This window comes from Ancylobacter mangrovi (assembly GCF_024752355.1).
Lineage (GTDB): Bacteria > Pseudomonadota > Alphaproteobacteria > Rhizobiales > Xanthobacteraceae > Ancylobacter > Ancylobacter mangrovi.
Genome location: NZ_JANTHZ010000004.1, coordinates 237,376 through 261,428, shown reverse-complemented (window position 1 = coordinate 261,428; position 24,053 = coordinate 237,376). Strand labels below are relative to the sequence as shown.

General features: G+C 70.7%; 20 protein-coding genes. 11 read left to right on the top strand and 9 right to left on the bottom strand.

All coding sequences use genetic code 11. The features are described from left to right. Nucleotide 1: 1 nt before the first annotated feature. From NVS89_RS11915 to uxuA, 3 genes are read right to left on the bottom strand one after another with little or no spacing between them, the layout of a single operon-like run. Nucleotides 2-925, bottom strand: coding sequence for a sugar kinase (locus tag NVS89_RS11915; RefSeq protein ID WP_258732967.1), 924 nt, complete (start codon nt 923-925; stop codon nt 2-4). After that, complete coding sequence (locus tag NVS89_RS11910) at nt 922-2,406, bottom strand: mannitol dehydrogenase family protein (RefSeq protein WP_258732966.1); 1,485 nt, start codon at nt 2,404-2,406, stop codon at nt 922-924. Before NVS89_RS11910 ends, NVS89_RS11915 begins: the two co-directional genes overlap by 4 nt. After that, the gene (gene uxuA / locus NVS89_RS11905) at nt 2,403-3,620 is read right to left on the bottom strand and encodes a mannonate dehydratase (RefSeq protein ID WP_258732965.1); all 1,218 of its coding nucleotides are present in this window, start codon (nt 3,618-3,620) and stop codon (nt 2,403-2,405) included. The genes NVS89_RS11910 and uxuA overlap by 4 nt, the downstream gene beginning before the upstream one ends. Nucleotides 3,621-3,725: 105 nt before the next feature. Here uxuA and NVS89_RS11900 point away from each other — a divergent pair, with 105 nt between their 5' ends. From NVS89_RS11900 to NVS89_RS11850, 11 genes are all read left to right on the top strand, one after another. Beyond that, a complete protein-coding gene (locus NVS89_RS11900) occupies nt 3,726-4,439 on the top strand; it encodes a GntR family transcriptional regulator (RefSeq protein WP_258732964.1) in 714 nt (237 codons plus the stop codon). Then, on the top strand, nt 4,436-5,710 hold the full coding sequence (locus NVS89_RS11895) for an AGE family epimerase/isomerase (RefSeq protein ID WP_258732963.1): 1,275 nt from the start codon (nt 4,436-4,438) through the stop codon (nt 5,708-5,710). The genes NVS89_RS11900 and NVS89_RS11895 overlap by 4 nt, the downstream gene beginning before the upstream one ends. A 73-nt stretch (nt 5,711-5,783) precedes the next feature. Continuing rightward, the gene (locus NVS89_RS11890) at nt 5,784-6,776 is read left to right on the top strand and encodes a C4-dicarboxylate TRAP transporter substrate-binding protein (RefSeq protein WP_258732962.1); all 993 of its coding nucleotides are present in this window, start codon (nt 5,784-5,786) and stop codon (nt 6,774-6,776) included. A gap of 64 nt (nt 6,777-6,840) precedes the next feature. Next, nucleotides 6,841-7,332, top strand: coding sequence for a TRAP transporter small permease (locus NVS89_RS11885; RefSeq protein WP_258732961.1), 492 nt, complete (start codon nt 6,841-6,843; stop codon nt 7,330-7,332). Then, on the top strand, nt 7,329-8,618 hold the full coding sequence (locus NVS89_RS11880; RefSeq protein ID WP_258732960.1) for a TRAP transporter large permease: 1,290 nt from the start codon (nt 7,329-7,331) through the stop codon (nt 8,616-8,618). Before NVS89_RS11885 ends, NVS89_RS11880 begins: the two co-directional genes overlap by 4 nt. Before the next feature lie 18 nt (nt 8,619-8,636). Then, nucleotides 8,637-10,034, top strand: a complete 1,398-nt coding sequence (gene uxaC / locus NVS89_RS11875) for a glucuronate isomerase (protein ID WP_258733028.1) — start codon at nt 8,637-8,639, stop codon at nt 10,032-10,034. 270 nt (nt 10,035-10,304) lie between these two features. Then, nucleotides 10,305-11,168: an ABC transporter substrate-binding protein gene (locus NVS89_RS11870; RefSeq protein WP_374114565.1), complete on the top strand. Its 864-nt coding sequence runs from the start codon at nt 10,305-10,307 to the stop codon at nt 11,166-11,168. A 73-nt stretch (nt 11,169-11,241) separates the two neighbouring features. Beyond that, nucleotides 11,242-12,882: an amino acid ABC transporter permease/ATP-binding protein gene (locus NVS89_RS11865; protein ID WP_258732959.1), complete on the top strand. Its 1,641-nt coding sequence runs from the start codon at nt 11,242-11,244 to the stop codon at nt 12,880-12,882. 62 nt (nt 12,883-12,944) lie between these two features. After that, nucleotides 12,945-14,192 (top strand): acetamidase/formamidase family protein, encoded by a 1,248-nt coding sequence (locus tag NVS89_RS11860; protein WP_258732958.1) that lies wholly within the window; start codon nt 12,945-12,947, stop codon nt 14,190-14,192. Nucleotides 14,193-14,271: 79 nt separating this feature from the next. After that, the gene (locus NVS89_RS11855; RefSeq protein WP_258732957.1) at nt 14,272-16,620 is read left to right on the top strand and encodes an acetamidase/formamidase family protein; all 2,349 of its coding nucleotides are present in this window, start codon (nt 14,272-14,274) and stop codon (nt 16,618-16,620) included. A gap of 116 nt (nt 16,621-16,736) precedes the next feature. Continuing rightward, nucleotides 16,737-17,957, top strand: coding sequence for a pyridoxal phosphate-dependent aminotransferase (locus NVS89_RS11850; RefSeq protein WP_258732956.1), 1,221 nt, complete (start codon nt 16,737-16,739; stop codon nt 17,955-17,957). An 81-nt stretch (nt 17,958-18,038) separates the two neighbouring features. Here the strand turns inward: NVS89_RS11850 and NVS89_RS11845 are convergent, their stop codons facing one another. The 6 genes from NVS89_RS11845 to NVS89_RS11820 all read right to left on the bottom strand — a co-directional run bounded on the left by NVS89_RS11845 (nt 18,039) and on the right by NVS89_RS11820 (nt 24,004). Next, a complete protein-coding gene (locus tag NVS89_RS11845) occupies nt 18,039-18,962 on the bottom strand; it encodes a dihydrodipicolinate synthase family protein (protein WP_258732955.1) in 924 nt (307 codons plus the stop codon). A gap of 19 nt (nt 18,963-18,981) precedes the next feature. Continuing rightward, nucleotides 18,982-20,157 (bottom strand): M24 family metallopeptidase, encoded by a 1,176-nt coding sequence (locus NVS89_RS11840; RefSeq protein ID WP_258732954.1) that lies wholly within the window; start codon nt 20,155-20,157, stop codon nt 18,982-18,984. 1 nt (nt 20,158) lies between these two features. After that, nucleotides 20,159-21,265 (bottom strand): mandelate racemase/muconate lactonizing enzyme family protein, encoded by a 1,107-nt coding sequence (locus NVS89_RS11835; protein ID WP_258732953.1) that lies wholly within the window; start codon nt 21,263-21,265, stop codon nt 20,159-20,161. 3 nt (nt 21,266-21,268) lie between these two features. Further along, nucleotides 21,269-22,399 carry a M20 family metallopeptidase gene (locus tag NVS89_RS11830; protein ID WP_258732952.1) on the bottom strand — a complete coding sequence of 377 codons (1,131 nt, stop codon included), beginning with the start codon at nt 22,397-22,399 and terminating at the stop codon, nt 21,269-21,271. Between the two features lie 77 nt (nt 22,400-22,476). Then, nucleotides 22,477-23,265, bottom strand: a complete 789-nt coding sequence (locus NVS89_RS11825) for an amino acid ABC transporter ATP-binding protein (RefSeq protein ID WP_309486540.1) — start codon at nt 23,263-23,265, stop codon at nt 22,477-22,479. A gap of 10 nt (nt 23,266-23,275) precedes the next feature. Continuing rightward, on the bottom strand, nt 23,276-24,004 hold the full coding sequence (locus NVS89_RS11820) for an amino acid ABC transporter permease (protein WP_258732951.1): 729 nt from the start codon (nt 24,002-24,004) through the stop codon (nt 23,276-23,278). Nucleotides 24,005-24,053: the final 49 nt, after the last annotated feature.

The following is a 24,053-nucleotide window of genomic DNA, read 5'->3' as shown; positions in this document are numbered from 1 at the left end:
CTCAGCCCCGCAGGGCGACGAGCTCCGCCATCGGCATGAGCGCGCCGCGCCGGCCGATGACGCGCGCGGCAAGGGCGTGGGCGCGCCGCGCCGCCTCGGCCGGGGGGAGCCCCTGCAGCCGGGCGGCGAGGTAGCCGCCATTGAAGGAATCGCCCGCCCCGGTGCTGTCGACCGGCGCGACACGCGCGCAGTCGATCACCTCGCTCCCGGCTTCGCCATCGAGCAGCGCGATCGGCCCGCCGCCGTTCTTCACCACCACCTCGCCGGCGCCGGCCTCACACCAGCGGCTGGCGCAGGCGGCGAGGTCGGCATCGCCGAAGGCGGCGGCCTCGTCGTCGAAGCTCGGCAGGGCGATGGCGGCGGTGGCGGCGGCCTTCGTCACCCAGTCCCTCATGGTCGCGGCGTCCTCCCACAGGGCGGGCCGCAGGTTGGGGTCGAACACGGTGGTCGTGCCGGCCCGGCGGGCGCGGGCCACCTCGTCCAGCAGGACGGCGCGGCGGTCGGGAGCGAGGATGGCGAGGGTGATGCCGGAGAAATAGACCAGGCCGGCCGCGTCGATGGCGGCTTGGAGCGCCGTCTCGTCATCGGCGAGGTGGCGCGCCGCCGACTGGCCGCGCCAATAGGCGAAGCTGCGCTCGCCCTCGTGCAGCTCGATCGAGTAGAGCCCGACATTGCGCTTCGGGTCCCGCGCGATGAAGCCGGTGCCGATGCCGTTGGCTTCGAGAAAACCGGCCATACGCTCGGAGAACGGGTCGGTGCCGAGCCGGGAGAAATAGGCGACCCGCCACGCCTCGCCGAGGAAGGCGCGGGCGTACCAGGCGGTGTTCAGCGTGTCGCCGGCAAAGCCCATGCGCCACAAATCGCCGCCCTGCTGCGACAGCTCCACCATCGCCTCGCCGATGGAGAGGAACAGCCGGCTGCTCATCCGGCGGGCTCCAGCCGGGCGAGCTCGCGGCCGATCGCGCCCTTCATCCCCTCCGCCAGCATGGCGGAAAGCGCGTCCTCCACCTCGGCGCGCCAGGATGCGGAGCTCTTCAGCGCCTCCGGGAACAGGCCCGGCAGGCCGTGCAGGGCGAGCGAGATGGCGCCGGGATCGCGCCCGTGGTCGGTCAGGGCGGCCTTGATCTCGGCCTCGCGCGGGTCGCGCAGCGCGTAGGTCTCGCCAGCGTCGCACTCGCCGAGGCAGTAGCGCATCCAGGCGGCGACGGCGAAGGCGAAGGGGCGCAGCGGCAGTCCGGCCTCTTCGGCGCAGACGGCCGGGTTCAGCAGGCGCTGCGGCAGCTTCTCGGTCCCGTCCATCGCGATCTGGTAGGTCTCGTGCGCGATCGCCGGGTTGGCAAAGCGCGTGGCCAGCGCCTCGGCATAGGCGCGAAGGTCGATCCCCTCCAGCGCCGGCAGCACCGCGGCGGCGGCCGCCAGATGGCGCTGCACCAGCCCGGCGAGCGCGGCATCGGCCATCACGTCGCGCACATAGCGGTGCCCGGCGAGGAAGCCGGCATAGGCGAGCATGGAGTGGCTGCCGTTGAGCATGGTGAGCTTCATGCGCTCATAGGGCGTCACGTCGGCGACGAACAGCGCGCCGCCCGCCTCCCAGGCCGGGCGTCCGGCGGGAAAGCGGTCCTCGATCACCCACTGGTGGAACGGCTCGGTCTCGATCGCGGCGAGGTCGGTGCAGCCGGTCAGGCGCTCGGCGTCGACCAGCGTCTGCGCGGTGGGCGCCGGGGTGATGCGGTCGACCATGGAGGAGGGAAAGGCGATCTCGGCGGCGATCCACTCGGCGAGCTCGGGGGCGACCAGCCGGGCGAAGCCGACCACGCCGTCGCGCAGCAGCGCGCCGTTCTCCGGCAGGTTGTCGCAGCTCAGCACGGTGAAGGGGGCGATGCCGGCCGCACGCCGCCGGGCGAGGGCGGCGACGAGGAGCCCGAGCACGCCGGCCGGCGCCTCCGGCGCGGCAAGGTCCGCCGCCACCGCCGGGTGGGTCCGGTCCGGCCCGCGGGTGGCGCGGTCGATGCCGTAGCCCTTCTCGGTGACGGTGATGGTGACGATCTTCACTGCCGGATCGCACATCGCCTCGAGCGTCGCGGCCGGGTCGGCGGCGAGAATGCCGGCGAGGGCGCCGATGACGCGGGCCTGCGTTCCCTCCGCACCGCGTTCGAGCAGCGTGTAGAGGCCGTTCTGCGGGTTCAGCGCTTCCGCGACCTCGCGGCTGCGCAGGCTGACGCCGGTGATGCGCCAGTCCCCGCCGGCCTCGGCCAGCGCCGCGTCGGTATAGGCGGCCTGATGGGCGCGGTGGAAGGCGCCGGCGCCGATATGGACGATGCCCACGCCGTGGGCGGCGGGGTCGTAGGCCGGGCGGAGCGCGGGCTCGCGCACCATGTCCGGCCGGGCGAGGCGGGGCGCGCTCATGCGCCCTCTCCCAGCGCGGGGTGGGACAGGGCGGTCATGATGCCGCGCAGCTCCGCCAGCCCCTTCAGCCGGCCGATCGCCGGATAGCCCGGCTGGCCCTTGCGCTTGAGGTCGTCGAGGATGTCCTGCCCGTGGTCGGGGCGCATCGGGATCGACCAGTCGGCGCGTCCCTCGGCGCGCCGGCGGGCCTCCTCGCGCAGCGCGGCGCCGACGAGGGCGACCATGTCGGTGTGGCCGCCCAGATGCTCGGCCTCGTAGAAGCTGCCGACGACCGCGTCGGTGTCGCGGTGCACGTTGCGCAGGTGCAGGAAATGCACGCGCGGGCCAAGCCGCTCCATCATGCCGGGCAGGTCGTTGTCCGGCCGCGTGCCGAGCGAGCCGGCGCACAGGGTGATGCCGTTGGCGGGAATGTCGACCGCCTCCATGACGGTGCCGTAGTCGGCCTCGGTCGACATGACGCGCGGCAGCCCGAGCAGCGGGAACGGAGGGTCGTCGGGATGGCAGCACAGGCGCAGGCCCAGCTCCTGCGCGAGCGGGGCGACCTCGGACAGGAAGTCGACGAGATGGGTGCGCAGGCGCTCTTCCGAGACCGCGGCATATTCGGCGAGGTGCAGGCGCACGTCGTCGAGGGTGAAGCTCTCCGCCGCGCCCGGCAGGCCGAACACGACGTTGCGCGCCAGCCCGGCGCGGGTCGCCTCGTCCATCTGCGCGAAGCGGACGGCGGCGGCCTCCACCACCTCGGGGGGGAAGCTCTCCGCCGCGCCGGGACGGGCGAGGATGTGGATGTCGAAGGCGGCGAAGTCGACGAGGTCGAAGCGCATGCAGGTCGCGCCGTTCGGCCGCCGCCAGGCGAGATCGGTCCGGGTCCAGTCGAGCACCGGCATGAAATTGTAGCAGATCACCTCGATGCCGGCGTCGCGCAGCACGCGCATCGAGGCCTTGTAGTTGGCGAGATGGGTGCGCCACTCGCCCTTCTGCTTCTTGATGTCCTCGGAGACCGGCAGGCTCTCCACCACCTCCCAGCGCAGGCCCGAGGGCGCGCCGTCGGCCATGCGCCCGATCTGCGCCTGCCGGAGCGCGACCTCCTCCGGCGTCCACACCGCGCCGGTCGGCACGTGGTGGAGGGCGGAAACCACGCCCTCGACCCCCGCCTGCATCATGTCGTCGACCGATACGAGATCCTTCGGCCCGAACCAGCGCCACGTCTGCCGCATTTCCGCGCGTCCCTCTGCCTGCGAACTACCCGCCGGGGAATATCACCTTCCGATATTGTTGACTAGTATGGAAGTATGTAGCTATATCGTCCGCGGGAGGAACGCATGAAGCCGCAGCAGCTGCATTCGACGCGACTGGAAATGGGCGTGGCCGTCGGCCCCCAGCTCTATCGCCTGCTGCGCGAGCGGATCATCCGCGGCGACCTTCCCCCCGGCGCGCGCATCTCCGAGGCCGAGATCGCGGTCGGCTACAATGTCAGCCGCCAGCCGGTGCGCGAGGCCTTCATCAAGCTGGCCGAGGAATCGCTGGTCGAGGTGCGCCCGCAGCGCGGCACCTATGTGCGCCGGATCTCGGTCGCGGCAGTGATGACGGCGCGCTTCATCCGCGAGGCGGTCGAGGCCGACATCGCCCGCCAGGTCGCGGGCGCCTCCACCGAGGCGGCGCTGGCCGCGCTGCGGCGCCTGATCGAGCAGCAGAAAGCGATCGTGCAGGAGAGCGACCCCGCCGTGTTCCTGCGGCTCGACGAGGCGTTCCACCGCACCCTCGCCGAGGCGGCGGGGCAGGTCGCGGTCTGGGACATCCTGCAGGGCCTGAAGACCCAGATGGACCGGGTGCGCTACCTCACCGCGCGCCAGCTCCCGCGCGAGCGGCTGATCGACCAGCACGCCGCCATCGTCGAGGCGATCGCCGCCGGTGACCAGGGCGCGGCCGAGGCCGCCATGCGCGGCCATCTCCAGGAGATCATGACCGACCTGCCGCTGATCGCGCGCACCGAGCCGGAATTCTTCGACGCGCCGGCCGAGGGGGACGCGCGATGACGGCGCGCCCCGTGCTCTCGCCGCTGCACCAGCCCGGCCAGCCGCCGGCGCCGATCCGGCGCGATGCCGGGGCCTGGGCCGCGTGGTTCCGGCGCGAGCTGATGCCCTGGTGGGCGTGGCGCGCGGCCGATCCCGACTTCGGTGGCTTCTTCGACCGCCTGCTGCCTGACGGCAACGTGCCGGCCGGGGAGGCCAAGACCTGCCTCGCGCAGGCGCGCACCCTGTTCACCCTGTCCCATCTGGCGCTGGGCGGCGACGATCGGGCGCTGCTCGCGGGCGCGCATGCGGCGTATCGCTTCCTGCGCGATGACGTCCTCGACCCCGCCACCGGCGGCCATGTGCGGGCAGTCGCCCGCGACGGCCGGCCGACCGGCGTGGCGAGCGACCGCGTCTCGCGCAGCTACGACCAGTCCTTCGTGGTGCTGGCGCTGGCGACCTATGGCCGGCTGGCGCCGTCCGCCGCGGCGGCAACCGAGATCGCAGCCGCGCTCGAGGATTGCTGGTCCTTCATCGAGACCCGGCTGGTGGACCGTGCGAGCGGGCTGCTGCTGGAGGATGACGGCGTTGCCGATCCCGCCGCGCCGGACGCGCCGCTCCGGGCGCAGAACCCGCACATGCACATGTTCGAGGCGGCGCTGCAGGCGTTCGAGATGACCGGCGAGGCGCGCTGGCTCGCGCGCGCGGACGGCCTGCTGGCGGTGGCGCTGGAGCATTTCCTCGATGCCGACACCGGCACGATCATGGAATTCCGCGCACCCGACCTTTCGCCCGCGCCGGGCACGGCCGGGCCGTGGCGCGAGATCGGCCACCAGTGCGAATGGGCCTGGCTGCTGCATCGCTACGAGCGGCTCGGCGGCACGGCGCCGGTGCGCGCTGCCGCCGGGCGCATGATGGACTTCGCGCTCGCCTTCGGCTTCTGCCCGGAGGGACCGATGCGCGGCGCCGCCTATGACGGCGTGGCCGCGGACGGCTCCCTGATGGCCGGGACCTTCCTGCTGTGGCCGCAGACCGAGGCGGCCAAGGCCTTCGTCGCCCGCTTCGAGCGGGGTGGCGAGGCGAGCGATGCGGCGGAGGATGCACGGCGCGCGCGCGAGATCGCGGTGCTGGTGTTCGAGCGCTACTTCGCGGGGCGCACCGTGTGGTGCAACCAGCTCGACGCGCAGGGGCGGGTGCTGCAGCCGGAGGCGCTGAGCCGGCTTCTCTACCACGTGGCGATGTTCGTGACGGAGGGCGAGCGCCTCGGGCTGTGGCCCGGGCCCCGGCACGCGTGAAAGGCGCGTGAACGAAGGCACATGAACCAAGGCGCGGGATGCGCGCCGTCGAAAACACAATGGAGGAAGCCTCATGTTCAATGGCACACTGAGCCGTTTCAAGACCCTGGGCCTGGCCGCCGGCCTCGCCACGCTGTTCGCCGGCACGGCGATGGCCGACTACAAGCTCAACCTCTCGACCTCGCAGACCGCGCAGGACCCGCTGGTGCTCGCCATGCAGAGCGCCAAGAAGAAGATCGAGGAGCGCACCAAGGGCGAGGTGAAGATCACCATCTATCCGAGCTCGCAGCTCGGCTCGGACAATGACGTGATCGAGCAGATCCGCAACGGCGCCAACATCGCCGTGCTGGTCGACGCCGGCCGCCTCGCGCCGTTCAAGAAGGAACTCGGCATCCTCGCCGCGCCCTACCTCGTCGACGACTACACGCAGTACGCCGCCATCACCTCCTCGCCGGTCTATCACGAGTGGGTCGAGGACATGGCCAAGACCTCGGGCCTGCGCCTGCTGAACTACAACTGGTTCCAGGGCACGCGCGAGATGTTCACCAACAAGCCGGTGCACACCCCGGCCGACCTGAAGGGCGTGCGCGTGCGCACCATCGACGCGCCCGGCTGGGTCGCCACCGTCAACGCCATGGGCGCCACCGCCGTGCCGATGCCGTGGTCGGAGGTCTATTCGGCGCTGCAGCTCGGCGCCATCGACGGTGCCGAGGCCCAACTCACCGGCGCCTACGGCATCAAGCTGCACGAGGTGACGAAGAACCTCGCCTTCACCAACCACGTCCAGCTCTTCACCGGCCTCTTGACCTCGGAAGCCTGGTACCAGTCGCTGCCCGAGGACCTGCGCAAGATCGTGGTCGAGGAACTCGCCGCGGCCGGCGACGAGGCGACGCGCAACACCGTGGCCAAGGGCAAGGAAGTGCTGGAGATGATGAAGAAGGCCGGCGTCCAGGTGAACGACGTCGACGTCAGCCAGTTCAGCGCGCTGGTGCCGGTCGTCTACGAGAAGATGGGGCTCGAGGACGCGCGCAAGGCGCTGCAGCCCTACATCAACAAGACCCAGTAACGGGTCCCTCAACCGCGAACCACCGCATGGCCAATGGTGCATCCGCACCATTGGGGAGGGGAAGATGTCGAAGATTTTCGATCGCGTCGAGGAGATCCTCGCCCTCGTGTTCCTGGCCGGCACGGTGACCGCCGTGCTGGTCGGCGCCGTCGGCCGCTCGGTCGGCGTGCCCATCCCGGCGGGGCCCGAGATCGCGCAGCTCTTGCTCATCTGGACCTGCATGTTCGGCGCCGACCTCACGATCAAGCGCGGCGACCATATCCGCATCTCCGCGCTGCCCGACGCTCTCGCGCCGCGCTACCGGCGGGTGCTGATCGTCGTCAGCCTGGCCAGCATCCTCGCCTTCCTTGCCTATGTGGCGTGGCTCGGCTTCCAGCTCGCCATGTCGAACTGGGCGCGCCCGATGGGCACGTCGGGGCTCAGCTATGCCTGGGTGACGCTGGCGCTGCCGGTCGGCTCGGTGCTGATGATCGTCTCGCTGCTGCGCCGGCTGGCGACGCATGGCCTGCTCTACAGCCTCGAGCCGGAAGTCCCCGATCAGGAGTACCCCCTGTGACCTCGGCCCTGATCCTCGTCCTCGCGCTCGGCTACATGGCGATCGGCACGCCGGTGGCGTTCGCCATCGGCATCGCCAGCCTCGTCTATTTCCTGCTGCCGGGCACCTTCATGCCCGACACGGTGGCGGTGCAGCGCATCGTCGCCGCCAGCCAGTCCTTCCCGCTGCTCTCGGTGCCGCTGTTCATCCTGGTCGGGCACCTGATGAACGGCTCGGGCATCACCCCGCGCCTGACGGCCCTTTCCACCACGCTGGCGGGCTGGATGCGCGGGGGCCTCGCGCAGGCGAGCCTCGTGCTCAGCGCGCTGATGGGCGGCATCTCGGGCTCGGCCGTCGCCGACGCGGCGATGCAGTCGCGCGTGCTGGGCGAGCCGATGATCTCGCGCGGCTACTCGCCCGGCTTCACCGGGGCGCTGCTCTCGATCGGCGGCCTGATCACGGCGACGATCCCGCCGAGCCTCGGGCTGATCCTGTACGGCTTCCTGGGCGAGGTCTCGATCGGGCGGCTGTTCATCGCCGGCATCATGCCCGGCGTGCTGCTGACCATCGCGCTGATGATCGCCACCTCCTGGGTCGCGCGCAGGCGCGACTACCGGCCGGTGAACGATCGCCTGCCGACCTTCCGCGAGGTGGCGTCGGGCGTGCGGGCCGGCTTCTGGGCCATCCTGTTCCCGGTGTGGCTGCTGGTGGGCATCCGCTTCGGCGTCTTCACCCCGTCGGAAGCGGGCGCGTTCGCGGTCGCCTACGCGCTGTTCGTCGGCATGGTGATCTATCGCGAGCTCACCTTCGAGCGGCTGGTCGACGCGCTGGTCGCCAGCGTGCGCGACATCGGCATGATCATGCTGATCATCCTGCTGTCGGGCGCCTTCGGCTACGTCATCACCTTCGAGCGCGTGCCGCAGACCATCGCCGAGGTGACGCTCGGCCTGTTCTCCAGCCAGGCGTCGCTGCTGTTCGTCATCGCCGGCTTCCTGCTGGTGTTCGGCATGCTGGTCGAGGCGACGGTGATCGTGATGCTGCTCACCCCGATCCTCGTCCCGGTCGTCACGGCGGCGGGCATCGATCCGGTGCATTTCGGCCTGGTTATGATGACGCTCGTCACCTTCGGCGGGATGACGCCGCCGGTGGGGGTGTCGATGTTCACCGTCTGCGGCATCCTGAAATGCTCCTACAAGGACTACACGGCGGAGATGATCCCGCTCGCCGTGGCGGTGCTGGCGGTGGTGGTGATCATGATCCTGTTCCCGCAGGTGGTCCTGTTCCTGCCCGACTACGTGATGAACTAGGGAACGCCGAGCCAAGGAATCGCCATGCTGCTGCATCCCGACCGGCTGTTCCCGGCCGACCCCGACACCCGCAGCCTCGCCCGGCGCCTGTTCGCCGGCATCGAGCACCTGGCGATCATCTCGCCGCACGGGCACACCGAACCGCGCTGGTGGGGCGAGAACCCGGCCTTTCCGAACCCGGCCGAGCTGTTCGTGACGCCCGACCACTACGTCGTGCGCATGCTGGTGAGCCGGGGCGTGCCGTTCGAGGCGCTGGGCATCGGCGCCGGGGCGCAGGCCGATCCGCGCGCGATCTGGCGCCGCTTCGCCGAGAACTACCACGTCTTCCGCGGCACGCCCTCGCGGCTGTGGATCGACCACGCGCTGTCGCAGGTGTTCGGCCTCGAGGAGCGGCTCGACGCGGACAATGCCGACCGGCACTACGACGCCATCGCCGAGCGGCTGGCCGATCCCGCCTACCGCCCGCGCGCGCTCTATGAGCGCTTCGGCATCGAGGTGATCGCGACCACCGACGGGGCGCTCGACGATCTCGCCTGGCACGCGGCGGTTCAAGCCTCGGGCTGGACCGGCCGGGTGGTGCCGACCTATCGGCCGGATTCGGTGGTCGACCCGGATTTCGAGGGCTTCCGCGCCAATGTGGAGCGCCTCGGCGAACTCGCCGGATGCGACATCGGCCACTGGCAGGGCTATCTCGAGGCGCATCGCCGGCGCCGGGCCTTCTTCCGCTCCATGGGCGCGACCGCCACCGATCACGGCCACCCGACGCCGCGCACCGCCGACCTGCCGGAAGCGCAGATCGCCGCGCTCTACCAGCGCGTCCTCGCCGGCCGTGCCGAGGGCGAGGACGCGGATCTGTTCCGCGCCCAGATGCTCACCGAGATGGCGCGCATGTCGGCCGAGGACGGGCTGGTCATGCAGCTCCATTCCGGCTCGTTCCGCAACCACAGCGCCGGCGTGTTCGCCGCCTATGGCCGCGACCGGGGCTTCGACATTCCCCAGCCGGTGAGCTTCACCGCCGCGCTCAAGCCGCTGCTCGACGCGGTGGGCATGGACCCGCGGCTGCGGCTGATCCTGTTCACGCTTGACGAGAGCGTCTATGCGCGCGAGCTGGCGCCGCTGGCGGGGGCCTATCCGGGGCTGCTCCTCGGTCCACCCTGGTGGTTCCATGACAGCTTCGAGGGCATCAGCCGCTACCGCCGCCGCGTGACCGAGACCGCCGGCTTCCTCAACACGGCCGGCTTCAACGACGACACCCGCGCGCTGTGCTCGATCCCCGCGCGCCACGACGTCAGCCGGCGCGTCGACAGCGCGTTCCTCGCCGAGCTCGTCACCAGCCACCGGCTCGACGAGGACGAGGCGCACGAGATCGCCCGCCTGCTCGCCACCGACCTCGCCCGCTCCGCCTACCGGCTGTGAGCGCGCGCGGGCGTGCGGAACGGGCGTGCGGAAACGGCGGGCGGCCGGTGCCGGCGCCTAACAAACGGGCAATTCCTGCCTGAAACTTGGCGGCGCCCGATCCAATAATCGGTGCGCCCTGAGACAAGCCCGGCGGGCGCGTCTGCGCGACAATCCTCTCCTCGGTACCCGTGACCGTGCCCATGAGCACGCGGAATCAGAGGAGAAGGTTCAGTGGCACTCAAATTCGACACGCCCGCCGGCGTGCGTTCCACGGGCGTCGCCCGGCGCCTGCGGGGCGCGCTGTTCGCCGCACTCGCTCTCGCCGTCGCGGCCGGCGCGCTGCCCCGGAAGGCCGAGGCGGCGATGCCCGATGGCTGCGCCGCGCTGCAGGCGAAATATCCGGACCTGAAGGGCAAGACCCTCACCAACGCCGTCAACCCGCACACGCCGGGCTACGAGACCATCGATCCCCAGGACCCGAGCAAGTATATCGGCTTCGACATCGACCTCGGCGAGGCGATCGGCGAGTGCCTCGGCTTCTCGCTCACCTACAAGCCGGTGACCTTCGCCGCGCTGCTGACGACGCTGCAGGCCGGCCAGGCCGACATCGTCATCTCCGACATCTATGCCACCAAGGAGCGCGCCAAGGCGGCCGACTTCATCACCTATCTGAAGGTGTTCGACGGCGTGCTGGTGGCCAAGGGCAACCCGAAGAAGATCGACGGCATCAACCTGTCGCTGTGCGGCACGGTGGCGGCGGAGAACACCGGCTATGTCGAGGTGCCGCTGATCCAGGCGCTGGAGGAGGAGTGCAAGAAGGCCGGCAAGCCGGCGCCGGAGATCCTCCTGTTCGACAACAACGCCAACTGCATCCAGGCGATCCTCGCCGGGCGCGCCGACACCTACATCAACGACGTGAACACGGTCGACGGCGCGGTGAAGGCCTATCCCGACAAGCTGGCCAAGGCGACCGCGGTGACGCTGCCCTATTCGGTGGGCATCGCCGTGCCGCGCGGCAAGACCGAGTTCCGCGACGCGGTGATGGCGGCGCTGGTCGAGATCCAGAAGTCGGGCATGCAGGCCGAGATGATGAAGAAGTGGAACCTGCCCACCGACCAGATCGAGGCGCCCAAGCTGGTGCTCGCCGACTGACGCAAGGCCCTTGCCGGAACGGCCGCGGCACGCCCCGCGGCCGTTTCCATCCCAACGCCGTGAAAACAGGCCGATGGATCTTTTCGTACATTATCTGAGCATGCCGTACCTCGTGGAAGGGGTCGGCTACACGCTGCTCATCACCGTGCTGGGCCTGCTCGGCGGCTTCGCCATGGGGCTGGTGCTGGCCTGGATGCAGCTCAGCCGCTTCCGCGCCCTCGCCATCGTCGCGCGCGGCTATTCCATCATCTTCCGCGGCACGCCGCTGATCCTGCAGATGGTGTTCTGCTACAACGCCCTGCCGCTGATCGGCATCAAGCTGACCGCCATCTCCGCCGCCAGCCTCGCCCTGGCGCTGAACGAGGCGCCCTTCATCGCCGAGATCCTGCGCGCCAACGTGATCGGGGTCGATCGAGGACAGGTCAGCGCCGGGCAGGCGCTGGGCATGACGCCGGCCGCCATCATGCGCCGCATCGTCGCCCCGCAGGCGATCCGCTCCATGGTGCCCGCGCTCGGCAACGAGACCATCAGCGCGCTCAAGAACTCCTCGCTCGCCTCGGTGGTCGCGGTGCAGGAGCTGACCCTGCGCTCGACCCAGCTCGCCTCGGCGACCTTCGACTTCTTCTCCATCTTCTTCGCCTCGGGGCTGATGTATCTGGTGCTCACCGGCGCCGTCGCGGTAATCCAGATCGTCATCGAGCTGCTGCTCGACCTCGATCGGCCCCCGCCGAAGGAGCAGTTCGCCCGCTTCATGCGCGCGCTGCTGCCGGGTCGCGGCGAGAGCGCGCTCGCCACCGCCGGCGCGGCGCCGCAGACGCCGGCCGACGTCGCCGAGGAGATCCTCGAGGAGATCGAGACCGACCCGCTGCCGCCGGCCTCGCCCAAGGTGGTGAACCTGCATGTGCGCGGCATCGACCGCGAGGCCCGCGCCCGCCGCCTCGCCGGCAACGCGGTGGCGGTCGAGGTGACGGGGCTGCGCAAGTCCTACGGGCCGCAGGCCGTGCTCGCCGGCGTCGACCTCACCGTGCGCGCCGGCGAGATCGTGGCGATGCTCGGCCCCTCGGGCTCGGGCAAGTCGACCCTGCTGCGCTGCATCAACCGGCTGGAGGGCTGGGACGAGGGCGCGATCCGCGTCGGCGGGCGCTTCCTCGGCACCGACGAGGCCGGGCGTGCGCTCTCCCCGCGCGACGTGGCGCAGATGCGCGCCGGCGTGGGCGTGGGCATGGTGTTCCAGCAGTTCAACCTGTTCGGTCACCTGACCGCGCGCGAGAACATCGCCGGGCCGCTGCGCTGGGTGCAGGGGCTCTCGCGCCTCAATGCCGACCGCCGCGCGCAGGAGTTGCTGGAGCGCGTCGGCCTCGCCCACCGCGCCGATGCGCTGCCGCGCCACCTCTCGGGCGGCCAGCAGCAGCGCGTCGCCATCGCCCGCGCGGTGGCGCCGGGCCCGAGCGTGCTGCTGCTCGACGAGCCGACCTCGGCGCTCGACCCCGAACTCGTCAACGAGGTGCTGGAGGTGATCCAGCGGCTCGCCGTGGAGGAGGGGCTCGCCATGGTCATCTCCACCCATCAGCTCCGCTTCGCCGGCGAGGTGGCGGACCGCGTGGTGTTCCTCTCCGGCGGCAGGATCGTGGAGGAGGGCCCGGCCGACCAGGTGCTCAACACGCCCCGCCACCCCCTCACCGCGCGCTTCCTCAGCAAGATGAGCGCCGAATAGCGGCGCGAACCCTGAAGGGCGGCCCGGCCGCCGCGCATACCGCTTCCAGACCGAGGTTTGCCATGACCAAGCACCATTTGCCCGCCACGCCCGAGACCGTCCATTGGGGGTATTTCAGCCGGACCCTGGCGCCGGTGCTGACGCTGAAGTCCGGCGACAGCGCGGTGATCGAGACCATCACCCACCACGCCAATGACGACTACGAGCGCATGATTGCCGGCGACAAGGCGGCGGAGGAGATCTTCCTCTGGACCGGCGAGAAGAAGACCATGCGCCGGCGCGGGGCGGGGGCGACCGACGGGCCGTTCACCTACGGTTCGGGCGAGGGGCTCGGCGTGCACCTGCTGACCGGGCCGATCGCCGTCGAGGGCGCCGAGCCTGGCGACGTGATCGAGGTGCGGGTGATCGACACCTGGCCGCGCCCGAGCGCCAACCCGGCCTATGAGGGCCGCTTCTTCGGCTCCAACCCGGCGGCCAACTGGGGCTTCCAGTACAAGGACCTGATCGAGGAGCCGAAGCCGCGCGAGAGCGTGACTATCTACGAGCTCGACATGGAAGAGGCGGCGGTGAAGGCGCTCTATTCCTATGTCTGGACGCCGCAGACCGACCCGGACGGCATCGTCCACCCGACCATCGACTATCCCGGCGTGCGGGTCGACCACGCGACCATCGCGAAGAAGGAGGGCGTGCTCGCCGGTATCAAGGTGCCCGCGCGGCTCCATTTCGGCACGATGGGGCTCGCCCCGGCCGAGGCCGATTTCGTCAGCACCATTCCGCCCAACTACACCGGCGGCAACATGGACGACTGGCGCATCGCCAAAGGCGCGCGCATGTACTACCCGGTCGCCGTGCCCGGCGGGCTGTTCTCCTGCGGCGACGCCCATGCCTCGCAGGGCGACAGCGAGCTCTCCGGCACCGCGATCGAGATCTCGCTCACCGGCGAGTTCGAGTTCGTCCTGCACAAGAAGGCGGACCTGCCCGGCACGGTGCTCGAAGGGCTCACCCATCCGCTGCTCGAGACCGACGATGTGTGGTCGGTTTACGGCTTCAGCGTCACCAACTATCTCGCCGAGCTCGGTCCCGACCCCCAGAGCGAGATCCTGAATCGCTCCAGCCTCGACAACGCGATGCGCGACGCCTTCCGCAAGCTGCGGCGCTTCCTGATGACGGTGCACAAGCTCACCGAGGACGAGGCGATCTCGCTGATGTCGGTGGCGGCCGATTTCGCGGTGACCCAGGTGGTCGACGCCAATTGGGGCGTGACCGGCACCATCCGCAAGGCGATCTTCGCCGGCCGCGCGGGCGGCTGACCCGGCCGAAGCCGGCGGGCGGAGGTTCCTTGAGGGCACGATCCTTGCTTGGACGAACCCCTGCACAGGGGTTCGAACCATGAATGCGCAGCCGTTCACGAGCGAATCCTATTCCGAGGACTCCCGTGAGCGCGCCTGGCAGGAGGTTCTCGGCGGATTCGGGCTCCAGTCGCTCGCGGGGCGGGCCGCCCTTCCCTCGCACGCGACTGCCATGTGCCGCGCCTCCTCGCTCGGCGTCCGGCTCGGCCGGCTGTCGGCGGAAGCGCAGGCGCTGCGCCCGGTGGCGTCTCGCCCGGGCCCGGGCGGTGCCGGCCTGCCGCTGTTGGTGCTGCCGCTGGAGGGCGGCAGCGTCCTCCACACGGCCGAGGGCCGCAAGATACTCGGCACTGGGCAGTTCCTGCTCGGCCCGCGTAGCGGCGACTGGCAGCTCCAGTTCCCGCGCGGCCTGCGCGCCCTCGTGCTGGCGGTGCCGGCCGACGTGTTCCGCGGCCGCAAGGTCGCGCCGCTGCACCTCGTCCAGCCGCTCATCGTCGACCCCGAGGGCCTGCCGGACGTGCTCGCCCGCACCATCGAGGCGGCGGCGCAGGCGCTCGACCGCCTTTCCGAGCCGGAATGGGAGGCGGTGGCGCAGAGCGCGGCCGAATGGCTGCTGGCGCTGGCGAGCGAGCGCGCGGCCGACAATGTGGACACGCCCTCGGGCCGGGCGGCGCTGCTGCAGCGGCTCTATGCCAGCATCGAGCGCAATCTCGGCAGCGAGGGGCTCAGCGTCTCGGAGATCGCGCAGGGCGAGGGCATCTCCGAGCGCTACGTGCAGAAGCTGTTCGAGGGCACCGGCGACAGCTTCAGCCACTATGTGCGTGAGCGCCGGCTGCAGCGCGCCTGGCACGACCTGGTCAATCCGGCCGAGAGCGCGGTGCCGATCTCGGAGATCGCCTATCGCCACGGCTTCTCGGATTCGGCCCATTTCAGCCGGCTGTTCCGCGAGCGCTTCGGTCTGCCGCCGCGCGAGCTGCGCCGGCGCGAGGCCGACCGCCAGAGCGCCAGCGTGTCGACCGGCGGCCACCGGGGCTGGCCGCAGCAGGCACTTGTGCGCCTTCGCGCGCTGCAGGGCCGGGTCGAGGGCGGCGAGCGCGCCGGGGCCGCGTCCGGCCGCGGCGAGGCCCGGCCGGCGCCCGCCCACGCCCCGCTGCACCATCACCTCGCGGTCGACGCCTCGACCGTGCACTGGGGCTATTTCAGCCGCTCGCTGAAGCCGCTGATCGAGATCGGCTCGGGCGACGCGGTGACGATCGAGACCCTGACCCAGCACGCCTCCGACGATCCCGAGCGCATGATCCGCGGCGATGCCGGCGCGGAAAGCGTGTTCCACTGGACCGCCAAGGCCAAGAATGTCGACCGCCGCGGCGCCGGGCCGCTTGACGCCTCGGTGTTCGGGCGCGGGGCGGGCGAGGGCTTCGGCGTGCACATCTGCACCGGGCCGATCGCGGTGCGCGGCGCCGAGCCGGGCGACGTGCTGGAAGTCAACATACTCGACATCGAGCCGCGGGGATCGCGCAACCCGCGCTTCGCCGGGCAGGTGTTCGGCAGCAGCGTGGCGGCATGGTGGGGCTACCACTATTCCGAGTTCCTCACCGAGCCGCGCCCGCGCGAGACGGTGACGATCTACGAGATCTTCGCCGATGCGGAAGAGCCCTATGCGCAGGCCGTGCACGCCTTCCGCTGGGAGCCGCAGGCCGACCCGTTCGGCGTGCGCCACGCGCTCTACGACTATCCCGGCGTGCCGGTGGACCTTGCCGGCGTCACGCTGCGGCGCGAGGTGCTGAAGGGCATACGCATCCCGCTGCGTCCCCATTTCGGCGTGATCGCGGTGGCGCCGCGCGAGGCGGACCTGATCGATTCCGTGCCGCCGGCCTATTTCGGCGGGAACCTCGACAACTGGCGACTGGGCAAGGGAGCGACGGTCTATCTCCCGGTCTCCGTGCCCGGGGCGCTGCTCTCGGTGGGCGACCCCCACGCCACGCAGGGCGACGGCGAGCTCTCCGGCACCGCGATCGAATGCTCGATGACCGGCACCTTCCGGGTCGTGCTCCACAAGAAGGCCGATACGGTCGGCACCGTGCTCACCGATCTCACCTATCCGCTGATCGAGACGCCGGAGAACTGGGTGCTGACCGGGTTCAGCCACCCGAACTACCTCGCCGAGTTCGGCGCCAACGGGCAGAGCGACGTCTACAACAAATCCTCGCTCGACCTCGCCATGCGTGATGCCTTCCGCAAGGTGCGGCGCTTCCTCATGACCACCAAGGGGCTCGACGAGGACGAGGCGATCGCGCTGATGTCGGCGGCGGTGGATTTCGGCATCACCCAGGTGGTGGACGGCAATTGGGGCGTGCACGCCATCCTTGCCAAGCGCCTGTTCGAACCCTGACGGGCCGCCGGCCCCGCCCTGCGGCCGCGCGGAATCGGGCCCGGCTTTGCCTTCCGTTTAATTGCACATTTTATATCAATCGATACAATGCGGGTTCCTGACTGAGGAGCCATCGAATGTCCCACGCCCGGCTTGCGCCGCGAATGAACGGCGCCGGTTCGTCGCCCACCGCCGAAATCTCCAACAAGGTGCGCGCCCTGACCGCGCAGGGCCATGCGGTGGTCAATCTGGGCGAGGGCGAGCTCGACTTCCCGACCCCGGAGGCGATCTGCGCCGCCGGCATCGCCGCCATCGAGGAGGGCGACACCAAATACACCGCTGTCGCCGGCACGGCGGCGCTGAAGGCCGCGATCCGCGCCAAGTTCGCGCGCGAGAACGCGCTGGACTATTCGGACGAGGAGGTGATCGCCGGGGCGGGCGCCAAGCAGCTCATCTTCAACGCCCTGCTGGCGACGCTGGCGCCGGGCGAGGAGGTGATCGTGCCGGCGCCCTACTGGGTGTCCTATCCCGACATGGTGCGCCTCGCCGAAGGCGTGCCGGTGATCGTGCCCTGCACCCCCGCGGACGGCTGGAAGCTGACCCCGCAGGCGCTGAAGCAGGCGATCACCCCGCTCACCCGCTGGGTAGTGCTGAACTCGCCGAACAATCCCACCGGCGCGGTCTACAGCCCGGAAGAGATGAAGGCGCTGACCGAGGTGCTGCTCGGCTGCCCGCAGGTGCTGGTGCTGGCCGACGACATCTACGAGCACGTCCGCTTCGAGGGCGCGTTCGCCACGCCCGCCGCGGTCGAGCCGGCGCTGCGCGAGCGCACGCTGACCGTCAACGGCATGTCCAAGGGCTATTCGATGACCGGCTGGCGCCTCGGCTATGCCGGCGGGCCGGCGTGGCTCGTCGCCGCGATGCAGGTGCTGCAGTCGCAGAGCACCTCCAACCCGAGCACCATCAGCCAGCGCGCGGGCATCGCCGCGCTGGAGGGCGGGCGCGACTTCATGACCGGATGGCTGGAGACGCTGCGCACGCGCCGCGACATCGTGCTCGACATGATCGCCCGCGTGGACGGGCTCGCGAGCGACGTGCCCGAGGGCGCCTTCTACGTGTTCGCGGACTGCCGGGCGATGATCGGCGCGACGACCCCCGCCGGGCGGGTGATCGCCAGCGATCTCGATGTTGCCACCTACCTGCTCGAGGCCGCCCATGTCGGCGTGGTGCATGGCGCGGCCTTCGGCGCGCCCGGCTATATCCGCATCGCCTATGCGGTGGACACCGAGACGCTGCGCGCGGCCTGCCGGCGGATCGAGGCCGCCTGCCGCGCGCTGTCGCTGAAGGCGGCGGCCTGAGCCTCCCGCCTCCACTCGACGACAAAAGGCCCGGCAGGTCGCCCCGCCGGGCCTTTTTTCGTGCTCGCTCGCAGGCGGTCGTCAGCCCTTCAGCGTGACCCTGGTGCGCGGATCGGCGGCGAGGGCCTGCATCATCGCGGTCACCTCGGCGAAGGCCTCCGCGTCGAGATCGCGCAGCGGGGCGCGCACATGGCCGCCGTCGAAGCCGCGCAAATTCATCGCCGCCTTCACCATCTGCGGCTGGCCGTGCCGGCGGGCGAGGGCGCGGAACGCGTACCAGCATTTGTGCATCTCGCGCGCGGTGGCGGCGTCGCCCGCCTCCAGCGCGCGATAGGTCGCCAGGATCAGCTCCGGCAGCGCGCAGGAATTGGTCGAGGAGATGCCGTCGAAGCCGGCCATCATCGGGCCGAGGAAGGCGAGGTCGGAGGCGCAGAACAGCTTGATGCGCCCGCCGAGCCGGTTGGCGATCCGGTCGATCGCGGTCACCGACAGGTCGCCCTGCTTGATGCCGGCCACGCCGGGAATATCGGCGAGCCGCTCGATCAGATCCGGCGCCAGCGTGATGCCGATGCCGGGCGCGTTGTAGATCAGGATGCCGGTGCGCGAGAGCGGCGCCATCTCCTCGAAGAAGGCGGCGATCTGAACGTCCGTGACCTCGGAGACGAAGGGCGGCGTGACCATGGGCAGGCCGCCCAGCTCGCCGGCGAGCGCGGTCAGCTCGCGCGCGGTGCGCGCATCCGAGGCGGCCGAGCACAGCATGACCGGCACCCGGTCGCCCGCCACCTCCATCGCGGCGCGGAACAGCTCCGCGCGCTCGGCCGGCGACATGGCGGGGAACTCGCCATAGGTGCCGCCGATGAGGATGCCGTCATAGCCGAGCCCGATGACGCGCTCGATCGAGCGGGCGAGGCCCGCCCTGTCGAGCGCGCCGGAGGCGTCGAACGGGGTGACGGTGATGTTGAAGATGCCCGCGAGGCGCGCGCGGCATTCGTTCACGTCCTTCATGGTTCGAGACCTCCCGCGCTCAGGCCGCGACCTGGACCAGCGCCCGGTCGAGCGTGCCCAGCACCCGGCAGCCGGTCTCGGTCACCACGATGGTCTCGCTCACCCCCACGGTGAAGCGGCCATAGATGCGCAGCGCCGGCGGCAGGTGGAAGGTCATGCCCGGCGCGAGCGGCGTCTTCACGCCGGCATTGAGGCTGAGGATGCCGCCCTCGCCCCAATCCGGCGCGAAGGAGATGCCGACGCTGTAGCCGAGCCGCTTGCGGAAATTGTCGGTATAGCCGGCGGCGTCGATGATCTTCTGCCCGGCGAGGTGCGGCACCTCGCAGGCGACGCCCGGCCGGATGGCGTCGAGCGCGGCGTCGAGCACCTCCTGGCAGACCTTCATCATGTCGAGCGCCTCGGCCGGCGGGGTGCCGATCCAGGCCGAGCGCATCAGCGCGGCGTGGTAGCGGTCGTGGCTGGCGGCCATCTCCAGGAAGGCGGGGTCGCCCGCCTCCAGCCGGCGCCGCTTCCAGGTGCCGTGCGGCACGCCGCTGCGCGGGCCGGACGAGACCAGCGGCTCCATGCCCATATATTCCGAGCCGGCCGCGATCGCCGCGCCCATCATGGCGGCGACGATGTCGTTCTCGGTATTGCCGACCTTCACCGCGGCGAGGCCGGCCTTCAGTCCCGCGTCGACATAGGCGGCCGAGCGCTCCAACTTGCCGATCTCCAGCGGCGATTTCACCACGCGCAGCTTCTCGACGATGCCGGCGGCGTCGTGGACCGTGCCGAGCGCGGCCTGCAACGCCTCGTAGGTGGCGATCGGCAGGAACCAGCCGCGCTTGTCGATGCCGACGCGCCGGCCCTTCAGCCCCTTCGCATCGATCAGCGCGACGAGGAAGGCGACCGGGTCGTCCGTGTCCTGGTAGATCGCCGCGTCGGTAATGAAGGTGTTGGCGACGAAGTTGAAATATTCGAGCTGGCGAACCACGAAGACCGGGTCGCCCTCCACCGGCAGCACCAAGGCCTGGAAGGTGTAGTAGCCCGGCGTCTGCTGGCCGGTGAGATAGAACAGGTTCTCCGGCCCGGTGACGATCATCACGTCGAGCCCCGCCTGCGCGAGGCCCTCGCGGGCCTTGGCGACACGCGCGTCGTATTCGGCCTTGGGGAAGGCGGATTCCTGCCCCTGAACCACGCTGCCGGTGGCGGTCATGTCACGAAAACTCCCTGATGAGATGCGTGCGCGACGCATCGAAGCGAAGGCCGAGGCCGGGGGTCGGGGGCGCGCTCACGTGGCCGTCGCCATAGGCGAGGCAAGTGGCGGGATCGCCGGCGGGGTCGTTCTCCAGGCCGTCCGCGCCGTAGAGCTCGGCGAAGCGCGGGCGGGTGGCGCAGGCGAGGTGGAGCGCGGCGGAGGTGGCGAGCCCGCCCTCATTCATCTGGCCGATCATGAAGGGCACGCCGGCGCGGGACAGGAGGCGGGCCGCCTCGAGCGCGGGGGTGAGGCCACCGAGCTTGACCAGCTTGAGATGGGCCATCAGCCCGTTGCCGGCGTCGGCGATGCGGCGCACTTCGTCGAGACCGGTCACGCTCTCGTCGAGCATCACCGGGATCGGGCTCCGCGCCGCGAGTTCGTCCAGCGCCTTCCAGTCGCCGGGGGCGACCGGCTGCTCGACATAGGCGAGATCGTAGCGGGCGAGCGCGTCGAGATGGGCGAGGGCGGCGGGCAGCTCCCAGGCGCCGTTGGCGTCGGCGGCGAGCGTGACGCCGGTGCCGAAGCGCTCGCGCAGCAGCGCCACGCGGCGGAGATCGTCGGCGATGTCGCCGGCGCCGATGCGCACCTTCAGCTCGGTGAAGCCGCGCGCGACATAGGCGGCGGCGCGGGCGAGGAAGGTCTCGTCGGAGGAGACGAACAGCGTCTGGTTGGTGGCGTGGGTGATCGGGGCGCCGTCGGGCGCGCCGAGACGGACCGCGAGCGGTACGCCCGCCTGCCGGGCGCACATGTCGTGCAGCGCGCAGTCGATCAGCGTGCGCACCGGCGCGCTGGCCCGGGCGGCGGCGGGCGGCTCGGCGAGGAGGGACGCGGCGTCGCGGGCAAAATCGAGCCCGCCGAGGACGTCGAGCGCCTCCGCCAGCACCGCTTCGGCGGCGAGGCCGTTGAGATAGGCGATGTTGATGCGCACCTCGCCGGCGGCGACGAGCCCGTCCTGCTCGAGCCGCAGATAGAGCGTGTCGAGCCCGTCGACGCGGCCGGAGGAGGCGGTGTGGAGCACCAGCCCTCCGCGATAGGTCAGCATGGCGCGATGAAGGGATGCCCGCATGGTTCAGCCCGCCAGCATGGCCCGGGCGATGTCGCGGTAGATCAGGCTTGCGGCCGCGAACTCGCCCACCGGCACGAACTCGTCCGCCTTGTGCGCGACCGCGAGCGAGCCCGGGCCGATCACCACGCCCTCCGCGCCGGCGGCGCGGAAATGGACGAGGTCGCAGGCGCCCTGGAAGCCGAACGGCCCCGGCTCGGCGATGCCGTGGGCGCGGCAGGCGGCAAGGCTCGCGGCGACGATCGGCCGGTCGGGCGCGGTCTCGGTCGCCCCGCCGGTGGTCGGCTTCCAGTCGACGATCTCGGCGCGCAGGCCGGTGCGCTCATGGGCGCGGCGCAGCATGGCGGCGATGTCGGCCTTCACCGCCTGCTCGTCCTCGCCGGGCACGAGGCGGCGGTCGAGCAGCATCTCGCAGGCGCCGGGCAGCACGTTGTCGGCGTGGCCGCCATGGATGCGGGTGACGGTGAGGCTCGCCCCGCCGACCAGCGGATGGGTGCGGTGGCGCACGTCGTTCTCATGCGTCTCGGCGACCAGCGCCAGCAATTCGCCGGCGCGGTAGATCGCATTCTCGCCGAGATGCGGCGAGCCGGAATGGGCCGGCACGCCGTGCACGCGCACAAGCGGGCGCAGGCTGCCCTTATGCGCGGAATAGACGGTGTTGGAGGTCGGCTCTCCGACGATGGCGAAGTCGATCTTCGGCCGGCGCGCGGCGTAGAGCTTCGCGCCCTCGCTGGCGATCTCCTCGTCGGCGACGAAGACGGCGAGCAGCGTACCCGACCAGGAGGCGCGGTCGGCGGCGAGCAGGCGCGCCGCCTCCAGCATCGCGGCGAGCGGGCCCTTGCAGTCGCAGGCGCCGCGCCCGTAGAGCCGTCCCTCGCTCTCGCGCAGCACGAACGGGTCCGAACTCCAGCCCTCGCCCGCCGGCACCACGTCCATATGGGTGTTGAAGGCGAAGACCGGCCCCGGGCCGTTGACGAGCCTGGCCTCGATGTTCACGCGTCCCGGCCTGAACTCGTCGAAGGCGATCTCGAAGCCGAGCGGGGCGAGTGCCTCGCGCAGATAGAGCGCGACGTCGTATTCGCGCCCGGGCGGGTTCTCGCTGCGGATGGCGACGAGCTCGGCGAGCTCGCGCTTCATGCGGGCAAGGTCAGGCGCGGAAGAACTGACAGGAGAGGTAGGGGCGTGAGACGCGGGGACGGACATCGGGGCACTCGTCAGTGGAGGATCTGGTCGAGGAAGCGTTGCGCGCGTTCATTGACCGAGCCGCCGAAGAAGGCCTCGCTCGACGCGGTCTCGACGATCCGGCCGTCTTCCATGAACACGATCTTGTCGGCGGCCCGGCGCGCGAAGCCCATCTCGTGGGTGACGACGAGGCTGGTCATGCCCTCGGCGCTGAGGTCCGCCATCACGTCCAGCACCTCGCGGATCATCTCGGGGTCGAGCGCGGAGGTGGGCTCGTCATAGAGCATCAGCTTGGGCTTCATGGCGAGCGCGCGGGCAATGGCGACGCGCTGCTGCTGGCCGCCTGAGAGCTCGTCCGGGAAGGCGTCGGCCTTGTCGGAGATGCGCACCTTGCGCAGCAGGTCGAGCGCGACGTCGTGGGCGTCGGCGCGCGACAGGCCGAGCACCTTCATCGGCGCCAGCATGATGTTCTGGGCCGCGGAGAGGTGCTGGAACAGCTCGAAGTTCTGGAACACCATGCCGATCTCGCGGCGGATGCGCGCGGCGTTGGCGAAGTCGCCGGTGATGTTGGCGCCCTCGAAGAAGATGTCGCCCCCATCGGCGGGCTCGAGCAGGTTCACGCAGCGCAGCAGGGTGGACTTGCCCGAGCCGGACGGGCCGATCAGCACCACGGTCTCGCCGCGCCGCACGTCGAGCGAGCAGCCCTTGAGGATGCGGGACTGGCCGAAGCTCTTGTCGATGCCGACGATCTCCAGCAGCGGCGCGTCGGCGCGGGTGGCGGGGCGCCTCGTCGGCGGGTCGGCGCGGGTCGTGTCGTTCATGGCGGCCCCCTCAGCGGACATCGGCGCTCTCGGTGGCGAGCAGGAGACGGTCGAGCAGCGGGCGCTTCTCGCGGCGGCGGCGCTTCTTCGGGTCGAGGCTGCGCTCCAGCATCGCCTGCAGCGCCATGAAGATGGTGGTGAGCACGAGGTAGTAGACGCCGGCGGCGGTGAGCGCCTCGAGATAGCGGAAGGAGGCGCTGGCGGTCTGGTTGGCGACCAGCAGCAGCTCCTCGACCGCGATCACCGAGACCAGCGCGCTGGTCTTGAGCATGCCGATCATCTGGTTGCCCATGGGCGGCAGCACGATGCGGGCGGCCTGCGGCAGGACGATGAAGCGCATCACCTGCGAGGTGGTGAGCCCGAGCGCGAGGCCGGCGGTGCGCTGGCCCTTCTTCACCGCGTTGAGGCCCGAGCGCAGGATCTCGGCCATGTAGGCGCCCTCGTTCAGCGCCAGCGCGATGACCGCGCTGAGGAAGGCGGACAGGCGGATGCCGTAGCTCGGCAGCACGTTGTAGATGAAGATGATCTGGAACAGCACCGGCGTGCCGCGGAACAGCCAGATGTAGATCAGCGTGAAGAGCTGCAGGGGGCGCGAGCGCGTCTCCTGCATCAGGGCGATGACGAGCCCGGCGAGGACGCCGAAGAACAGCGAGGTGACGGTGATGAGCAGGGTCAGCACCGCACCGTGGAAGAAGGGCGGCGAGACGATGTAGTCGAAGACGAGGTCGAGCGACATCATGCGCGTCTTCTCCCGTTCCGGGGCATTGCGGGCCGGCGATCAGGCGGGT

Coding starts and splice junctions, on each gene's coding strand:
- NVS89_RS11860 (WP_258732958.1), top strand. CDS start 12,945: ATGACCAAGCACCATTTGCCCGCCACGCCCGAGACCGTCCATTGGGGG.
- NVS89_RS11845 (WP_258732955.1), bottom strand. CDS start 18,962: ATGAAGGACGTGAACGAATGCCGCGCGCGCCTCGCGGGCATCTTCAAC.
- NVS89_RS11900 (WP_258732964.1), top strand. CDS start 3,726: ATGAAGCCGCAGCAGCTGCATTCGACGCGACTGGAAATGGGCGTGGCC.
- NVS89_RS11825 (WP_309486540.1), bottom strand. CDS start 23,265: ATGAACGACACGACCCGCGCCGACCCGCCGACGAGGCGCCCCGCCACC.
- NVS89_RS11915 (WP_258732967.1), bottom strand. CDS start 925: ATGAGCAGCCGGCTGTTCCTCTCCATCGGCGAGGCGATGGTGGAGCTG.
- NVS89_RS11865 (WP_258732959.1), top strand. CDS start 11,242: ATGGATCTTTTCGTACATTATCTGAGCATGCCGTACCTCGTGGAAGGG.
- NVS89_RS11830 (WP_258732952.1), bottom strand. CDS start 22,399: ATGAAGCGCGAGCTCGCCGAGCTCGTCGCCATCCGCAGCGAGAACCCG.
- NVS89_RS11820 (WP_258732951.1), bottom strand. CDS start 24,004: ATGATGTCGCTCGACCTCGTCTTCGACTACATCGTCTCGCCGCCCTTC.
- NVS89_RS11855 (WP_258732957.1), top strand. CDS start 14,272: ATGAATGCGCAGCCGTTCACGAGCGAATCCTATTCCGAGGACTCCCGT.
- NVS89_RS11895 (WP_258732963.1), top strand. CDS start 4,436: ATGACGGCGCGCCCCGTGCTCTCGCCGCTGCACCAGCCCGGCCAGCCG.
- NVS89_RS11885 (WP_258732961.1), top strand. CDS start 6,841: ATGTCGAAGATTTTCGATCGCGTCGAGGAGATCCTCGCCCTCGTGTTC.
- NVS89_RS11840 (WP_258732954.1), bottom strand. CDS start 20,157: ATGACCGCCACCGGCAGCGTGGTTCAGGGGCAGGAATCCGCCTTCCCC.
- uxuA (WP_258732965.1), bottom strand. CDS start 3,620: ATGCGGCAGACGTGGCGCTGGTTCGGGCCGAAGGATCTCGTATCGGTC.
- NVS89_RS11910 (WP_258732966.1), bottom strand. CDS start 2,406: ATGAGCGCGCCCCGCCTCGCCCGGCCGGACATGGTGCGCGAGCCCGCG.
- NVS89_RS11890 (WP_258732962.1), top strand. CDS start 5,784: ATGTTCAATGGCACACTGAGCCGTTTCAAGACCCTGGGCCTGGCCGCC.
- NVS89_RS11850 (WP_258732956.1), top strand. CDS start 16,737: ATGTCCCACGCCCGGCTTGCGCCGCGAATGAACGGCGCCGGTTCGTCG.
- NVS89_RS11835 (WP_258732953.1), bottom strand. CDS start 21,265: ATGCGGGCATCCCTTCATCGCGCCATGCTGACCTATCGCGGAGGGCTG.